15 protein-coding genes and 2 pseudogenes are annotated in these 16,621 nt (G+C 61.0%); 7 read left to right on the top strand and 10 right to left on the bottom strand.

Going from position 1 to position 16,621, the window contains the following annotated elements; all coding sequences use genetic code 11:
• Positions 1-171: 171 nt before the first annotated feature.
• The 9 genes and pseudogenes from nifA to X743_RS149835 all read right to left on the bottom strand — a co-directional run bounded on the left by nifA (position 172) and on the right by X743_RS149835 (position 9,436).
• Positions 172-1,859, bottom strand: a pseudogene (gene nifA, locus X743_RS01000000169210) (nif-specific transcriptional activator NifA).
• Positions 1,860-2,112: 253 nt separating this feature from the next.
• The gene (locus X743_RS149795) at positions 2,113-2,412 is read right to left on the bottom strand and encodes a ferredoxin family protein (RefSeq protein WP_023678245.1); all 300 of its coding nucleotides are present in this window, start codon (positions 2,410-2,412) and stop codon (positions 2,113-2,115) included.
• Between the two features lie 11 nt (positions 2,413-2,423).
• On the bottom strand, positions 2,424-3,731 hold the full coding sequence (locus X743_RS149800) for an FAD-binding protein (RefSeq protein ID WP_023766901.1): 1,308 nt from the start codon (positions 3,729-3,731) through the stop codon (positions 2,424-2,426).
• Between the two features lie 9 nt (positions 3,732-3,740).
• The gene (locus X743_RS149805; RefSeq protein ID WP_023766900.1) at positions 3,741-4,850 is read right to left on the bottom strand and encodes an electron transfer flavoprotein subunit alpha/FixB family protein; all 1,110 of its coding nucleotides are present in this window, start codon (positions 4,848-4,850) and stop codon (positions 3,741-3,743) included.
• Positions 4,851-4,867: 17 nt separating this feature from the next.
• Entirely contained in the window at positions 4,868-5,719 is an 852-nt protein-coding gene (locus X743_RS149810; protein ID WP_023766899.1) for an electron transfer flavoprotein subunit beta/FixA family protein, read from the bottom strand.
• 187 nt (positions 5,720-5,906) lie between these two features.
• A complete protein-coding gene (gene nifW / locus X743_RS149815; protein ID WP_023736300.1) occupies positions 5,907-6,287 on the bottom strand; it encodes a nitrogenase stabilizing/protective protein NifW in 381 nt (126 codons plus the stop codon).
• Positions 6,284-7,492, bottom strand: a complete 1,209-nt coding sequence (nifV, locus tag X743_RS149820) for a homocitrate synthase (protein WP_051508572.1) — start codon at positions 7,490-7,492, stop codon at positions 6,284-6,286. Before nifV ends, nifW begins: the two co-directional genes overlap by 4 nt.
• A gap of 25 nt (positions 7,493-7,517) precedes the next feature.
• Entirely contained in the window at positions 7,518-8,684 is a 1,167-nt protein-coding gene (nifS, locus tag X743_RS149825) for a cysteine desulfurase NifS (protein ID WP_023766897.1), read from the bottom strand.
• Between the two features lie 431 nt (positions 8,685-9,115).
• Positions 9,116-9,436, bottom strand: a complete 321-nt coding sequence (locus tag X743_RS149835; protein WP_023766895.1) for an iron-sulfur cluster assembly accessory protein — start codon at positions 9,434-9,436, stop codon at positions 9,116-9,118.
• Between the two features lie 683 nt (positions 9,437-10,119).
• Here X743_RS149835 and X743_RS149840 point away from each other — a divergent pair.
• Positions 10,120-11,187, top strand: coding sequence for a hemin-degrading factor (locus X743_RS149840; RefSeq protein WP_031257917.1), 1,068 nt, complete (start codon positions 10,120-10,122; stop codon positions 11,185-11,187).
• Between the two features lie 79 nt (positions 11,188-11,266).
• Here X743_RS149840 and X743_RS1000000170920 read toward each other — a convergent pair.
• Positions 11,267-11,654: pseudogene (locus tag X743_RS1000000170920) on the bottom strand (hypothetical protein).
• Positions 11,655-12,081: 427 nt separating this feature from the next.
• On the opposite strand from X743_RS1000000170920, the gene X743_RS149845 reads away from it, so the two are divergent.
• The 6 genes from X743_RS149845 (at position 12,082) to X743_RS01000000169205 (ending at position 16,522) form a co-directional block, all read left to right on the top strand.
• Entirely contained in the window at positions 12,082-13,299 is a 1,218-nt protein-coding gene (locus X743_RS149845; protein ID WP_031257916.1) for a cytochrome P450, read from the top strand.
• 40 nt (positions 13,300-13,339) lie between these two features.
• On the top strand, positions 13,340-13,540 hold the full coding sequence (locus X743_RS149850) for a ferredoxin (protein ID WP_023766891.1): 201 nt from the start codon (positions 13,340-13,342) through the stop codon (positions 13,538-13,540).
• A 332-nt stretch (positions 13,541-13,872) separates the two neighbouring features.
• A complete protein-coding gene (locus X743_RS149855; RefSeq protein ID WP_031257915.1) occupies positions 13,873-14,490 on the top strand; it encodes a nitrogen fixation protein NifQ in 618 nt (205 codons plus the stop codon).
• A gap of 130 nt (positions 14,491-14,620) precedes the next feature.
• Entirely contained in the window at positions 14,621-14,899 is a 279-nt protein-coding gene (locus X743_RS149860) for a hypothetical protein (protein WP_023766889.1), read from the top strand.
• Positions 14,896-15,093: a hypothetical protein gene (locus X743_RS149865; RefSeq protein WP_023766888.1), complete on the top strand. Its 198-nt coding sequence runs from the start codon at positions 14,896-14,898 to the stop codon at positions 15,091-15,093. The genes X743_RS149860 and X743_RS149865 overlap by 4 nt, the downstream gene beginning before the upstream one ends.
• Positions 15,077-16,522: a DNA cytosine methyltransferase gene (locus tag X743_RS01000000169205; protein ID WP_023766887.1), complete on the top strand. Its 1,446-nt coding sequence runs from the start codon at positions 15,077-15,079 to the stop codon at positions 16,520-16,522. The genes X743_RS149865 and X743_RS01000000169205 overlap by 17 nt, the downstream gene beginning before the upstream one ends.
• Positions 16,523-16,621: the final 99 nt, after the last annotated feature.

The following is a 16,621-nucleotide window of genomic DNA, read 5'->3' as shown; positions in this document are numbered from 1 at the left end:
TCGGTTCACGAATAGGCTTGTCGTGTCAGATTTCTTCGGATTGCTCCGACACACCTTTGTCGGGCTTACGACAGTGGACACGCAAATAGGGTCGCGAGGCTACCAGCCTTGGGCGCGCAAAGTGTGAACGAGACCACTCCGGGCTGCTTACGGTTGACGTCGTCACGATGTCTAGAATTTCTTCACCACGATACCATGCCGGCGCAGGGCGTAGCCGACTTGCCGCGGCGTGAGGCCGAGGATACGAGCCGCCCTGGCCTGAACCCAACCGGCCTTGTCCATCGCGTCGATCACCCGGTCGCGTTCCGCCAGACGCGGGGGACAAGTGGGATCGTTCGGATCGCCGGCCGTAAAGGGAGATATCTTGCCTGCGGAGGCACCGATGCAACTGGCCGGCAGCCGCAATCCGACCGGCACTGCGTTGACCCGTGCGAGATCGCCGATGGCATTGCCGCCATTCGAGCGGTCGGCTCGCTTCCAGAGGAGCCAGGAAAGGCACTGGCCCTTCTTACAGGCGAAATCGGATGGAGTGATCGTCCTTGAGCGCGCAAGTGTGGCCGTCCTTTGGACGCAGTTCTCCAGCTCGCGGACGTTACCAGGGAAGTAACATTGCGAGATCAGGTCAAGCGCCGGCGCCGCGAAGGATAGTGCGCGATCGTTCTCCTTGTTGAACCGGTTGAGGAAGGCGTTCGCAAGGCGTGGAATATCGCCGGGTCGCTCTCTGAGCGGAGGCAGGATAATTGGCACGACATTGATGCGGTAATAAAGGTCGGCCCTGAACTCCCCTTTTATGACGGCCGTCTCGAGGTCCTTGTTGGTGGCGCATATGAGGCGCACGTCGACCTGTAGCGTTTTGGTGCCGCCGACTCGCTCCAACTCGCCTTCCTGCAAGACACGCAACAGCTTGGCTTGAAAGGCCGGCGAAATCTCCCCGATTTCATCAAGTAGCAGCGTTCCCTCATTTGCCAATTCAAAACGACCGGCGCGCTGGGAGATAGCACCCGTGAAAGCGCCCTTTTCATGCCCAAACAGTTCTGACTCCAGAACGCTTTCAGACAGTGCGGCGCAGTTCAATTTGACGAAAGACTTCTTCCTCCGACGTGAGAGCTTATGGATGGCCTGCGCAAAGAATTCCTTGCCGGTGCCGCTCTCACCCCGCAGAAGCACGGTGGAATTGGTCCCTGCTACGACCGAGACGGTTTCGAGCACCTGCTTGAGTGCGGGGCTTTCCCCGATGATCCCGTCGATTTTGGCATCCGCATGCCGGGCAGGGTCGTAGGTCCTCCCCTCGTTGGGCGATTTCTCCGGTCCCGATTGCTCATGGCCACACCGCTGACGATCTGTACTCAGGGCGCGATGGAGGCGGATGGTCCGGCCGACAAGGTTGGCGACCATCGTCAGGAAATAAATGTCCTCGTCGTCGCGAAAGTCGGTGGCGCCGTCTCCGGCGCGGTCGATCGACAATGTCCCAAGGATATCATGATCAGCCTTTAGCGGGATACCGATAAAGGCAATTGGGATGGTTCCGATGCTCGAAGACGTTTGAAGGTCAGCCTGAATAGTTGGGACTTGCGCACGTCCGGTATGAAGAGCGGCGTCCCCGTAGCGACGATTTGATCTGTTACGGCCTGTGGTATGATGCGGCGAGTGCCTGATTGACGTACGTGGGTATTGCCGGCAGTCGCGGCAATCTCCAGCTCTCCTTCAGCGTCCAGGACGACGATTGCTCCGTGACGCATCTGCAGAAATGAAGGCAGGACGTTCACGACATTGGCGAGCGTAATCTCCAGCTCGCTGGGGGCGGTCAGCACCTTCGATATCTCATAGAGTCCTCTGAGCGCGATATCTGATTGGGGCATGCTTTTGATGGGCGGTTCAGGGCGGGTCTCCCGAGGTCCAACCTCGTCGACCCGATCTTGCGGTCCGTGGGTCATGGAAACACCTCAGGGGTTGTGGTCCAGAGTGCTCCTCCTTTTTATCTGAATTCTGAAAGCACAGTATTCACGAGCTTCTCTTCGTCAAAGCGACGATCGAAGCAACGAAGATAGACTTGGCGTTGGGCGAGACCTAAACTGTATCAAGATCAACCCTCTTAATACGTGCGTGCGTCGGTCATCCGAATTTGAAGAGGACTCCGAAACCGCCGCGTGGATAGTTCCACTCGATCTCGCCACTGGTCTCACACAAAATCCGGCAGGTGCCGCACTCCATGCAGCCGTCAGCAGTGATCTCCACTTGACCTTTGTCGTTCAACTCATAACATTTCGCCGGGCAGACGTGGGTAAGCGCGAGCAAGTTCGCGCTTGGCCTCTCGTGCGGTCGCACTTTGATATGCGGGCGGCCGGAATCCACCAAGTAGCGGTTCTGGTAAAGCTTGTCCTCGACACGTGACTTTGTCACTGCGATCGTCATTTCGTCTCCCTTCAGCGCCACGCCAATGCAAGGCGGACCGCGTCGCTGAGCAGCCCCCAACGCGAGCGCGCCTTGATGAAGGCCGCCGTGGTCGCCTTTTCCTTCTCGATCTTCGGCGTGCCGTCGACACGCATGAAGTTCTGCGCGGCTTGCGACATCAACCGCGGATAAGTTGTGAAGTAATTGCAGGAATTGGTGTGGAGCAAGGCCGGCATATCTTTGTATTTCTTTAGGTCCTTGACCACGAAGGACTTGTCCAGCATGGCTTTGTAAAGAGCGAGATTTCGTTTGGTCATAGGAGCGTTGCGGCTGTTGACCTCGATGATTGCCTCAGCCGCGATGCGGCCGGAGGTCATGGCGAGGTTCGAACCCTCGCGGTGAATGGCGTTGTTCAGTTGCGCGGCATCGCCGACCACGACCCAACCGTCGCCAAAGAGCTGCGGAATAGCCTTGTAGCCGCCTTCGGGAATGAGGTGTGCGGAATATTCTTTCACTTCCGAGCCGGCGATCAGCGGCCGGATCGAAGGATGGCTCTTTAAGGCGTCGAGGAGAACGTAGGGGCTCTCGACCATCGCGGCGAAATCGGAGACGAGGCAGCCAATGCCCAGTGAGATCGACTCCTTGTTGGTGTAGAGGAAGCCGAGCCCGGCCATGCTGCGGGAGGTCGTGCCCACCGCCTCGATCACGCAGCCTTCATCGCCCTTGACGCCGAACCGCTGCTCAATGACCTCTTCGGGCAGGAAATGCATTTCCTTGACGGCGAGCGCCACGGTTTGTGGCTTCGGCATCTGCCGCAGGCCGGCTCGCGTGCCAAGCAGTCCGCAGACACCTTCTGCGAGAACGACCACGTCCGCGTAGATGGCTCCGCCGGCCCGGTCTGTGCGCACGCCAATCACCCTGTCCTTGGCGTCACGGATGAGCTCCGTCACGGTCGTCTCGCACAGAACCGTCGCGCCGGCCTCGCGCACCTTACGCGAAAACCATTTGTCGAACTGGGCACGGATGATTGTGTATCGGTTGGGCTTGGCCTCATTGAAGTCGTCCGACCGATAGTGAATCCCGGTATGGGATGTGTCGTCCATCACCCAAAGCCGCTGTTCAACCAAATGCCGCTCGAGAGGCGCATCGTCCCTGAAATCCGGGATGATCTTCTCCAGCATGTTCGCGTACATGATGGCACCTTGGACATTCTTGGAGCCCGGATATTCACCGCGCTCCAACTGCAGCACCTTTAGGCCATGGCTGGCCATGGTGTAAGCAGCTGCGTTTCCGGACATGCCTGCCCCAACAACAATGGCGTCGAAGTTTTCCTCGATCATGTCCGTCCCTTAGCTCGCAAGCTTATCGCGACTGTGGGGCGACAGCCGCCGGGTGAAGGCTTCCGTCAGTGCGGGCAGGAAGCGGATCGCGTCGGTGACGATTCCGAGGTGAGCGAAATCGAAAATCGGCGCGTTCGGGTCGGTATTGATGGCCACGATGAGATCCGCCCCCTCGACGCCAACCCGATGCTGGACGGCGCCGGAAATCCCGGCCGCTATGTAAAGCTTCGGCCGGATGGTCTTGCCAGTTTGGCCGATCTGCCGATCAGCTGGCATCCAGCTCTTCTGGACTAACGGGCGCGAACAGCCATGCTCGGCGCCGATTGCTCGCGCGAGGTTCTTCACAAGCTGCAGGTTCTCCGCCGCGCCAAGACCAAGGCCTCCCGCAACCACGACGTCGGCATAGGCAAGGTTTGCCTTTGCCGACTGATTGTCCGGCAGGAAGCCGAGGACTTTGGTAGCGATCTCGTCCTCGGCAAGCGAGAGCTTGTGCCGGATGACACGCCCGACCGGTTTATCCGTCCGCTGCGGCATGGGCATGACCCTTGGCCGCACTGTCGCCATCTGAGGGCGGAAATTGAGCGTATAGATCGTGCACAACAAGGAACCGCCGAAAGTCGGACGCGTGGCGGCGAGCGAACTGTCGGTATCCACATCGAGTTCGGTGCAGTCGGCCGTGAGCCCTGTCTGCAAGGTCGTCGCCACGGAGCCGGCAAGATCCCTGCCGAGTGTGGTGGCACCGAGAAGAAGGATTTCGGGTTTGTGGGTATCGACCAGATCCGTCATCGCCTTGGTGAAAGGCTCGTTCCGATAGTCGGCGAGCAGGGGCGCCTCGGCGATGTAGACAAGGTCAGCACCATAAGCGAATGCTTCGGCAACGGCGTTCCCGACGGCCTCTCCCGGCGGTCCGAGCACGACGCCTGCAAGCTGGACCTGAAGCTTGTCTGCTAATTTGCGGCCTTCGCCGAGCAGTTCGAATGATACGGGATGGACCTGGCCGCGTTCGAGCTCGATGAAAACCCAGACGTGCCGGTAGTCCTTGAAATGGGCGGGCAGCTCCTTCTTTATGCCGGCGCGGCCGGCGGCAGGGCGAGGGGTTTCTCGGTTCGCGGTCGACATCGTTTTACTCCTTGCCGTCACGCGCCGCCGTTGAAGGCGAGCTCATGTTCCAGCGCCGGCTGGCGGGTGAAGATTGCGGTGATGAGTTCGTCAGCGACATCGCGCAAGGCCTTCTCGGCGGTGTCGATTAGTGCCGCCTTTTCAGCTCGCGCAGCAGGGGCGAAAACACGCTTGACGACCGTCGGTGAGCCGCGCAGGCCGCATTTGGTCAGATCCTCGATGCCGGCGTCGGCCGCGCTCCATTTCAAGACCTGGCTGCGCGCGGCGCACAAGGCGTCGTGGATCGAGCCCCGGCGGATCTCGTTTGTGCCTTCCAGCATGGTGATGAGGCAAGGCAGCCTGCTCTTCAGCATCTGTGTGCCGCCTTCGGAGCGGCGCTCGACCTTGATCTCGCCTGCAGCAAGGTCAATAGAGGGGATCTTCGCGACATAGGTCAGTTGCAGGAGTCCGAGGCGCTTGGCGATGCCGGGCCCGACCTGGGCGGTGTCGCCATCGATCGTCTGCTTGCCGGTGAAGACGAGGTCTGGCGTGCCGAACGTCTCGCCGACCTTCGCGATTGCCTGGGAAAGGGCGAACGAGGTCGCCAGCGTGTCGGAGCCGGCAAAATAGCGGTCGGTCAAGAGCACCGCTCGGTCGGCGCCGTAGCCGAGCGCCTTGCGCAGCGCGTCCTCTGCCATGGGCGGACCCATGGTGAGCACAGTGACTTCGCCGCCATAGGCATCGCGCAGTCTGAGCGCTTCTTCGAGGGCGAACAGGTCGTAAGGGTTGATGATGGTCGGAACACCCTGGCGCATGATTGTGTTCGTCACCGGATGGACCCTTATCTGTGCCGAGTCCGGCACCTGCTTGATGCAGATTACGATGTGCATTGGCGGTTTCTCCAGGCTCCTGTCCGGGTGCGGGCATTGCGGTTATCTCCTTGATCCGCATAATTCGTGCCAAGTCTCTTGCGCTGCCCCCTTCCTACAACTTCGGCTGGTTGCTTCTGACGGCGCTGTGGTGATGATCGGATTTGTCGGCTGCTCGACATTGTCGCGTCGCAACCCTTGTCGCCGCTCATTCCCGTCCGAACCGCTTCAGTACCGAGTCGAACGGGACAAAGGTGTGACCCGGCGCGGCAGGTTTGTTCGGATCGTGGTCTTTGAGCACCTTGAAGACCCGATGCGTGAGCGGCGAGGAAATCGCAAAGTCCTCGTAAGCGCGTTCGAGCGTCGCGCGCACCCTCGCGGCAATCACCTGGTCGGGCAGACCGGAGAAATCTTCTTCGGCAAGGTATTGGCCCACGCGCTTCATGATATGGAGCCGCGAGACATTCAGCACCTTGGGGTCATAGGAGACGCCAAGGACTGAGAAGAACTCCTCCGCGGCCGACAGGCGCTTCAGTCGTGCGAGGATGTCTGTGACATCGATGGGGCGGCTGTCAGCGGAACAATTCATTGCATTCTCCCTGGTCGCAAAACTGTGGCCTTTGCGCGCGCGCGCACGGCTGACCTGGACCCGCACAGCTCGAAGAGGGACGCCTCGCTGCACATTTTATCGTAGAGCTCGACCAGTTGAGTTGCAGTGAGCGTCGATTTGGTCTCGGCCGCCTCGCGCCGGACGCGGGCCACCATCGCGGCTGCCAGATCCGGGTCGAGATCGCGACCGCTTTCGCTCAGCACATGAGCAATCGCAGAGGCGCCGGAATGCTTGCCGATGACGATCCGCCGGCAACGGCCCACGAGAGCCGGATCAAGCCCCTGATAAGTACGCGAGTCCTTCAGCAGCCCTGCGACGTGAATGCCGGATTCGTGGGTGAAGACATCGGCGCCGACGACCGGCTTAGTGGCCGCGGTCTGCCGGCGGGCGGCCCACGCCACCTGGGCGGCGAGGCTGGGCAATGCGGTCAGCTCGATGCCGGTATCCGCGCCGCCGAAGACCGCCATCGCGGCGGCCACCTCTTCCAGCGCGGCATTGCCCGCACGCTCGCCGAGCCCCAGGACGGTGACGGAGGCATGGCGCGCGCCTGCGCGGATCGCGGCTAGCGTGTTGGCGCCAGCAAGTCCGAGATCGTTGTGCGCATGAAATTCAAGGTCGATTGGAGACTGCGCCACGAGCTGGGCGACAAGTTCAAAGGTCGAAAACAGGTCGAGAACACCGACTGTGTCGGCTAGCCTGACGCGGCTTGCGCCGGCGCGTGCGGCCGTCTCGATGACGCGGGCGAGATGATCCCGATTGGCCCGCGAGGCATCCTCGCAGCCCACCGCGACGAAGAAGCCGGCGGCGGCGGCGCGCCTGACCATATGATCGATGACCTGGAGCGCTCCCGCCTTGTCGAGGCCGAGCTTGGCGGCAAGTTGGATGTCCGACGCAGGCAGCGATAGATTGACGGCTTGGACGCCGCTCTCGATCGCTGCATCGAGATCCAACGACGTCATCCGGCACCAGGCCATGAGGCGAACCGGGAGACGCCGCGCTACCACGGCGCGAATTGTTTCGATCTCGTCGACGCCCATGACCGGCGTGCCGATCTCGATCTCTGTCACGCCGGCCGCCGCAAGAGACTGGGCGATCTCCAGCTTTTCCGTCGTGGTAAAGGCGACGCCCGGCGCCTGCTCGCCATCGCGCAAGGTCGTATCGTTGAGAGAGACATGACGGGTCATGACCGGCAGCCTGTTCTTCTGCCGCTCACGCATAGACCGGATTACCCGGCCCAGAACCGAAAAAGCTGCGCAGCTTCCCCACGATTGCCGGCATGACCTCGAGCACCCGGTCGATATCCTCTTCGCTGTTGTCCCGCGCCAAGGAGAAGCGGACTGCCGCGTGCGGCGTTTTCATCGCGCTTAGGACATGGCTTGGTTCCAGAGAGCCGGAGGTGCAGGCCGAGCCAGAGGAACACGCGATGCCAATGCGGCTGAGGAGAAGTGGAATTCCATCACTGTCGACATGTTCGAAGGAGATGTTTGCGGTGTTGGGCAACCGTTGCAGGGGATCACCAGTGACACAGGTGCTTGGGATGCGCTGGAGGATCCCGCCCTCCAGGCGATCGCGGAGCGACTTTACCCGTGTGGTCTCGTCGTCCATGAATTTCAAGGCGAGTTCGGCCGCCGTCCCGAGCCCGGCTATGCCGGGCGTATTCTCGGTGCCGGCACGCCGGTTGTGTTCTTGGTGGCCCCCCTTGATCAGCGAATGGAAGTTCACGCCACGTTTTACGAAAAGCGCACCGATCCCTTTCGGCCCGTGCAGCTTGTGGCCGGAGAGCGACAGCATGTCGATTGAGGTCGACTTCAGGTCCATCGGAAGCTTGCCGACCGCCTGCACAGCATCGGTATGGAATAGGGCGCCCACTTCCTTGGCCAACTCGGCAAGCCTGGCCACGGGGAAGATCACACCAGTCTCGTTGTTCGCCCACATTATGGAAACGATTGCCACCTGTGGGGTGAGGGCGGCCATATAGGCGTCGAGGTCGAGCCGGCCACGGCAATCCACCGGGATCCTGTGCACCTTGACGCGGCGGGTCTTCTCAAGATGCGCGCAAAGCGTCAGCACGGCGGGATGCTCGACCGCGGACGTAACGATCTCGGTTCGGTTGGGCGCCGCCTCGAGCGCTGAAAGAAGCGCTGCATTGTCGCTTTCTGTCCCACCCGAGGTGAAGGTGATCTCATCCTCGAACTCCGCGCCGATCAGCGCTTGCAACTGCCTCCGCGCCTTTCTCACCGCCGCACTGACTGAGGCGCCAAGAGCGTGCGCCGACGAAGGGTTGGCGAATTGATCCCTAAAGAACGGCAACATCGCTTGCAGGACCGCAGGATCGACCCGTGTGGTTGCGTTGTTGTCGAGGTAGACAGGCTTCATAGGTGCGATCCTCAGTTGACCAGAATGACGCGGCGCGGACCGACTCGTTGAGCCTCTGGCGCATGCCGTTGATGATAATGGGCCTGAACTGGCAGCCCGCGCAGACGCCCGGAGTGTTTGACGCAGACCGGATCTCCGTCGAGATGGACATGTTCGCAGTGGCCGCCGTCAGCCGTAAGGACGCCCGAACGCGATAACGTTATTGATGAGCCGAATTTGGCACAGCAGCGCGATCTGTCCGCAAGCAGCTCGGGTGACACCAGGACCCGAGCTGTTTCGGGAGGCGGCGTTCTTTGCACCTTACCGGAAGCGAATGGCGGTCCCGAGATCCGTTTTCCTTGGTCTTTAGGACGGGGACATCTGTCGTGCCGGCCATATAAGTCTCCTCTGCCGCAAAATGAGTCCGACGGCCGCATAGGCGCTTCGGGCGTTTAACTGAAGGACTTGCCGCAGCCGCACTTCTCGCGCGCATTGGGGTTATCGAAGACAAAGCCGGAAGATTCGAGCCCGGTGAGGAAGTCAACGGTCATGCCGGCGACATGTGGTTGGGAACCCGCGTCCACGAACAGCTTGATCCCATTTGTGCCAGTGATCGCGTCGCCCTCGCGCGACACGCTCTCCAGGCCCATTAAGTATTTGAAGCCGGCGCAGCCGCCGGCCTCGACCATGATGCGAAAACCTTCCGCCGGCTCGCTGGCGCGGGAAAGAGCAGTCTTGAAGGCGGCAACAGCGTTGTCGGTGAGCGTAATCATGGCTCCATTCTCCTCAGTCCGGGACCTGCTTGCGCATCACGTCGCATGCACCGTGCCAAAGCGAAAAAAACGTTTCAACACAGCGCGGCATCTCTGACACTGCCGTGCTTCTTGTGAGTGCATTGCTGCGAAGCTGTCGGCCAACCGACACGTACTGTCGGGTTTGTCGGGTCTGCCACGAGGGATATTGGGCCTGAGTTCTTGGTTGAACTCACATCACCAAATACAGAACTTCTTCTGAGCTTGCTTCGGCGCAATTGGCACGGTTTTTGAGGCTCCGTTTGGCGAGGCGGCAAGAGCATGCCGATCCACAATCATGCCGTGGGTGCCCTCGCGATGGATGGGGCGAAGCAAGGGAGCAACATGTCAGGACCGGGTCAGATACGCCTCGCTTGGCAAAGCAGCGCCGCCCGTGGCATCCGAATGCCCGCTTGGCCGATTGCGACAACACCCACACTCGCTCACCACCGCCCAGTAGCCGCCGACCGGCTCAACGGGATGCCATCGGCATGTGCCTGCTCGCCGGTTTTCGCGCGGGTGCGACGCCGTGTGCACGCTGTCCAGCGACACTTTGTTCATGGGCCAGCAGCAGATCAGGGACGAGCATTACGGCCGCCCTATCGGCTGAAGATTCCCCGGCAGGGCAGCTGATCCTTACACGTAGGTAGAACCAGGGGTAAGACATGGACCAGCGCGAGAAACCGTCGCCGGATGAAATACGGCGGGCGTGCGAAGACAATCCGAAAATCCGGGCGCATGATCTCGCCGCTCGATTGGGCATTTCGGAAGCCGAATTGGTCGCGGCGCATTGTGGTCACGGCGCGGTGCGCATCGAGCCGCGCGTCGATGATCTGCTGACGGGCCTCGAAGCGGTCGGCGAGGTGATGGCGCTCACCCGCAACGAAAGTGCCGTGCACCAAAAGATCGGCGTCTACGACAAAGTGGTCACCGGCAACCAGCATGCCATGGTGCTCGGCGACGACATCGACCTGCGCATCTTCCCGAAAGCGTGGGCGTATGGCTTCGCCGTCGAGAAGCGCGAGGGAGCCGAGATCCGCCGCAGCCTGCAATTCTTTGATGCCGCCGGCGAGGCGATGCACAAAGTACATCTCAGGCCCGCCTCGAACCTGCACGCCTATCAGGATCTGACGGCAGAGCTCGTATCCTACGACCAGGAGCCGATCATATCGGTCGAAGCGGGCGGTGCGCGCGATAACGCAGTGAGTCCAGACCAAGCCGCCACGGCCGACGACCTACGCGAGCACTGGAGCCGGCTGAGCGACGTGCATCAGTTCTACCATATGTTGAAGACACTGAAGCTCAGCCGCTGCCAGGCAATGCGTATGGCCGACGAAGATTACGCTTGGCTGCTCGACAATGATGCCGTTGGCGCCCTGTTCCAACAGGCGGCCGAAGACGAGATGCCTATCATGTGCTTTGTCGGCAATCGTGGTTGCATCCAGATCCATTCCGGCCCGATCAAGTCGGTCAAGCAGATCGGGCCGCGGATCAATGTGCTCGACGAGACCTTCCATCTGCATCTGAGGACCCATCACATCCGCGAGGTCTGGGCCGTGCGCAAGCCGACGAGGGACGGTCACGTCACGTCCATTGAAGCCTATGGCGCCGACGGCAAGATGATCATCCAGTTCTTCGGCACGCGCAAGGAAGGCGAACGCGAGCGCAGCGACTGGCGGTTTCTGGCCGAGAGTCTGCCACGCATTCCCGGTCCGAGCGACAGGGATGTATAGAGTGTGCCGACAGGCCCTCGGATTGAACCGACCGCTATAGGACTCGGCACCACGTTCCGACAGCGGCTCGCGAGGAAATTTAGGTCCATGTGCGATAGTGCTTGCCGTCGTAGCGCATACGCACGGTCAGGTGATGCACGCCGGAATTGACCGCGTCGATACAGGCAGGCTCGTCGTCGTCCGGACCGGTGCGCACGAGTGCATCGCCGTCTGACCGAAAATCCTTGCAGCGCCTGCGAGCGATAAAACGCATACGCCATCAACGCCGAACCGAAGCGCGGCTCGACCTTGTTGATATTCCGATCATCGCGCGCAAGCGCCGTCGGGTCTTGTCGGACCGCAGTCGATCCTTGCGCTGGATCGCGTCGTTGCTCAATCCGGGCGGTGCGAGCGATCTCCTCGCTCGTCGACCGGAAGGCTGTGCAGCAGCAGCCAAGCCGAACAGCTTGATGTCGCGGACTCGACAAAACCGACCACGGATGTCGGTTGTCGGACGTTGTCCTAAGAATGATGGACAGGTGATCCCAGCGGCGGGCCCAGTGCAGGCTGGCATCGCTTGGTGCAGCGCCATGGGTACGCCTATCCGGCACGCGACTTGCTTCGACAATTTGATCAGCAGGGCATCAGCAGTGCGTCACGGAGTTCAGCGGTGATTGACCAGCCTCTCAACCCTAACGGGGATAAGCGGCGGCTTTGCTTCATGACCGCAGCGCGGCGGAGATGCCCCTTCTGATTGACTTCGCAACCGATCTCATCCGCGCTGGTGCAGGTGGGCTGTATCGGCCGACAGAATCTAGAAGGCGCCCGACAAGAGACGTAGCCATGCTGGAAATCGACTTATGAACAGCGGTGCGATCTCAATCGAGCCATGAACGCCAATGTAGAGAAAGCAAAATGGCGACCAACCCCGTTCCAGATCATGTCCCGCCCGAAATGGTGAGGGACTTCAGCCTGTTCACATCGCCAGGCATGTCACCAACACCCAACGGGGATCCACACGCAGCTGTCGCTCGCGTACATGACGGGCCTCCGATCTTTTACTCCCGCTACAACACGCAAGATGGCCGGGGTACCTGGGTCATCACCCGTGCCGCGGACCAGCGGAGGGTGCTGCAGGACGCAGAGACTTTTTCCAGCCATCGCAGCATCTTCTCCTCCATACTGGGTGAAAACTGGCCGACGATCCCGCTTGAGCTCGATCCACCGGCCCATGGCGTCTTTCGCTCACTGCTCAGTCCGCTGCTTTCGCCAAAGCGGGTGAGGGTGTTGGAGCCGGCTGTCCGCGAGCAAGCGATCATGCTGATCGATAGAATTGTCGCATCGGGCACAAGCTGCGACGCGATGAAGGATTTTGCCTTTCCTTTCGCGGTGAGCACCTTTCTTCGCTTTCTGGGGTTGCCCGATGACCGACTCGATACATTCGTCGGCTGGGGAAAAGATCTGCTCCACGGCGACGATAAGGAACGACCTATGGCTGCCCGGACGATCGTGGCATTCATCGACGAACTTGCAGCCATGCGCCGCCAGGAGGCGGTTGACGATTTCATGACCTTCATCGTGCAGGCACAGGTCGAGGGCCGCCGGCTGACGGACACCCAAGTCCGCGGCATCGGCGTGCTTGTCTTCGTCGCTGGGCTCGACACGGTCGCAGCAGCTATAGGCTTTGACTTGGCGTACCTCGCGCGCAACCTCAAAGATCAGCAATTGCTGCGGAGCGAACCGGACCGCATCGCGCTCGCAACCGAAGAATTGCTGCGGGCCTATCCGCCCATTCAGTTGATCCGCGTGGCTACGAAAGATATCGACTTCGAAGGCGCGCCGATCCGGAAGGGGGACTATGTTTCCTGCGCCACCATGATTGCCAATCGTGACCCGGCGGAATTCGAATGCCCCAACGCTATCGATTTGGAGCGGGAGGACAACCGCCACGCAGCGTTTGGCTATGGTCCCCACCGTTGCCTTGGCTCACACCTTGCCCGGCGGGAGATTGTCATTGGCCTGGAGGAGTGGCTGGCGCGCATCCCGGCTTTCAAGATCAAGCAGGGTACGGCACCGATAACTTCTGGCGGCCATGTGTTCGGGATCGAAAATTTGATCCTGGACTGGTCTTAGGCCCGCCCCGAGCCGGGGCACAGACAATGGAGGCAGCGCCATGCGCATCATCGTCCAAAAGGCCAAATGCCAGGGTCACGCGCGATGCGCGGCGCAAGCGCCGGACATCTTCAAGCTTGATGACGAGGGCTACATCCTGCCCGGTGACATTGAAGTTGCGGAAGGGGAGGAACTGCCTGCATCGCGAGGCGTGCGATCCTGTCCTGAACGTGCGCTGGAACTCACCCGCTGCGCGCTTTGAGGACTCATTCAACCGAGAGTCTGGCGGGCTTGAACCATGTGGCCGCACTCAGCACGCGACCTCTGTCCCGCACGGTTCACGTCCAACTGTGCAGGGGCATTTCCGGCGCCTGTGTTCCCCGTGAGGCGCAAACGGCAGGGCCCCGCGGTTCGCGAAACGCCTCCTTCCAATCACAGAATTTGCGACAGAGCCGAGTGGACCAGACGAGAATTGCCGAACTACTCGACCGCGAGGCGATCCGCGACTGCGTACACCCGAAGAACTGCCCGGCCCATGTTGCGGCAGGCCGGGTCTCGGCATGAATTGATAGGACGAACCCAGGAGAACGCACCATATTTGCCCAACATTATGCCCGGCTCAGCACCGGCCAATGGCCGCACATTGAGCTGGAGAGGAGGTTCGACCAGCATGTGCTTGCCTGTGTGCTTTCACGTGCGCTCGAGGAGATCGAGGCCGGCGAGGCGACGGCGACGGAGGCAACCGGACTTTCGCGCGCCGAGTTGCGCGATGTCCTGGTCCGCTGTTTCCCTGGTTTTCCTATCAACGCGTTTGGCTTGAAAGAGGTGAGCGAGCCCGAGCCGGATCTGGAAGAAGAACTTCTGCATGGACTGCTGCTGGCGCATGCCCGACATGGCGACCCGGCGAGCGCCCGCTTCGCCAAGATCATCGCCCGGCGTGCCATGCGCAATGACCACCTCTGGCAGGACCTTGGCCTTTTCAATCGAACCGACCTCGGCCGCCTGCTCGCCTGGCATTTTCCGACGCTGGCGGCCGGCAACACCCAAAACATGAAATGGAAAAAATACTTTTATCGCAAGCTCTGCGAGGCCGAAGGCTTTTCGCTGTGCAGCTCCCCCAGTTGCCGGGACTGCAATGATTTCGAAAGCTGCTTCGGCCCGGAGGAAGGCGAAAGCCGCCTCACACGGACCAAGGACAACGCCCAGGATTGAGAGCCGCTTGCGTCAGTCGTACAGCGTCAGAGCTCGCGCCGCGCCATATGTCTCTTGTCGACTGCCCCCTTCGGGGATTGAATGCTGTGCATGCTGTCCGATTACTCGCCATGCTTCGGCGGGCGCCGTCATGATGGCGGTGCAGGATGCGACCCGCACCATCGCCGCCGAGCAACTGGTGTTCTCCGGGCCGTTGCTGCTCGCCTGCCTGGCGGTTGCGGCGGCTACACGGCCGCGGTTCACCGCCGTGATTGTTCGCGGTGCACAGTTTCGCCTCGATCACGCAATGAGGTCTGATCACTGGAGCCTCGCCCGGCGCAATCCCGCTACCGGGGCCAGATATTTGGTGACCTTTGGTGAGTCTTGGTGTATTCTTGTGCCGAAGCACTTGGGGGTTTACGCGATATGAAAAAGGACGAGCCGCGGCTCACGGTCACGGTCGAGCCTAAGATCTATGAGGGCTTATTAGATGTCACCGACCGTCGACACCCGCGGCTGACGAAACGCTACGTGATCGAACTCGCCCTCACCCGACTCTTCGAGGACGTGAACCGCGGGCAATTACAACTTGGCTTGGAGGTGCAGAGTGGCCGACGCAATTGACGCGCCGGATCTCCCGGTCATCTCGCTTTTCTCAGGGGCTATGGGGTTGGACCTTGGCCTGGAGAGGGCTGGCTTCCGTGTGGCTGTGGCTCTGGAGTGCAACCCCTATGCGGTAGCAACGATCCGGAAGAACCGGCCGGATCTGCCGCTGATCGACCGTCCTATCGAGGGCGTGTCGACAGAGGAGATCCTTGAGGTAGCCGGCCTAAGGCCGGGTGACCCTGTTGTGGTTGCCGGCGGCCCTTCGTGTCAGGTTTTTAGCACGGCCGGAGCACGCGGCTCGCTCGCTGATCCTCGCGGGGAGCTCTTCGACCATTTCGTCCGGGTGGTGCGCGAGAGCCAGCCGCGGTTCTTCGTCATGGAGAACGTTCGCGGGCTTCTGTCGGCAGCCGCCCGGCACCGGCCGCTGAGCAAGCGTGGTCCGGGACACCCGCCCCTTGCACCTGACGAAGAGCTCGGTTCGGCATTCCAGGTCGTCGTGGAGCACTTGCGAGATTTGAAATACTACACTGTCTTCGACATCCTGAACTCCGCGGACTACGGGACTCCCCAGACGCGGCAACGTCTCCTGTTGCTGGGGAGCCGCGACGGTGAAGCCCTCAAGATGCCGGTGCCGACGCATATGCGGGACGGTGCGGAAGGCAAATCCCGATGGCGCACTCTACGGGATGCCGTAGGCGGCCTCACGGATCCGCTTCCAGAATTCTACACGTTCTCCCCGGCCAGGGAGAAGTTCCTGAAACAGGTGCCTGAGGGCGGCAACTGGCGCGACCTGCCACATGAGGTGCGCAAAGAGGCGCTCGGTCGCGCGTTCGACTCATGGGGCGGTCGGTCTGGCTTCTTCCGCCGCCTTGCCTGGGATCGACCGAGTCCGGCTCTAACGACCCGTCCCGATAGCAAAGCGACGAGCCTCTGTCACCCGACCGAGCTGCGTCCGCTGAGTGTACGTGAGTATGCTCGTGTCCAGGAGTTCCCCGACGACTGGATATTCGCCGGCCCAGTTCGCAAAAAATATGAGCAAGTCGGTAACGCTGTCCCTCTCGGCCTCGGCGAGGCAGCCGGCCGTGCACTCCGCAACATCATGTCTATGCCTTCGGTTGCCGGACGGTTTGGGCACGTCGAGTGTTTCAACCTCGATCTGTTGACAAAGCTCATGAAACGTCCTCGGACAATCGTGAACCCACCGCGTATGCGGAACGATACCGAGACAGAGACGATCACTGGCTGGTACAAAGAACCAGGCCGGCTGCGGCGAGATGCGCTTGCATACGCGGCGCCTGAGATTGAAGATGAACTCCGCGCGCTTATGCGCCTGCCCGCAGTCGCGGAGGTCCCTGAGCTGTACGAGGAGCCGACGAACTGTGACGGAGAAAGCGCGGCGGGTGACTGGCCTGCTGAAGGCGAGGTACCGCTCGCCGCGGCTGAATAACAAAGACGACGCTCTCGACGAGCTCTTTTTTATCCTCTTGTCCCAGATGACGACAGGACCGAGCTATGAGCGTGTCTACAACCGGTTGAAGGCAGCTGT

Source organism: Mesorhizobium sp. LNHC232B00, assembly GCF_000502435.1.
GTDB classification, from domain to species: Bacteria; Pseudomonadota; Alphaproteobacteria; order Rhizobiales; family Rhizobiaceae; genus Mesorhizobium; species Mesorhizobium opportunistum.
The sequence above is the reverse complement of the archived record's forward strand: the minus strand, read 5'-3'. Positions and strand labels throughout refer to the sequence as shown.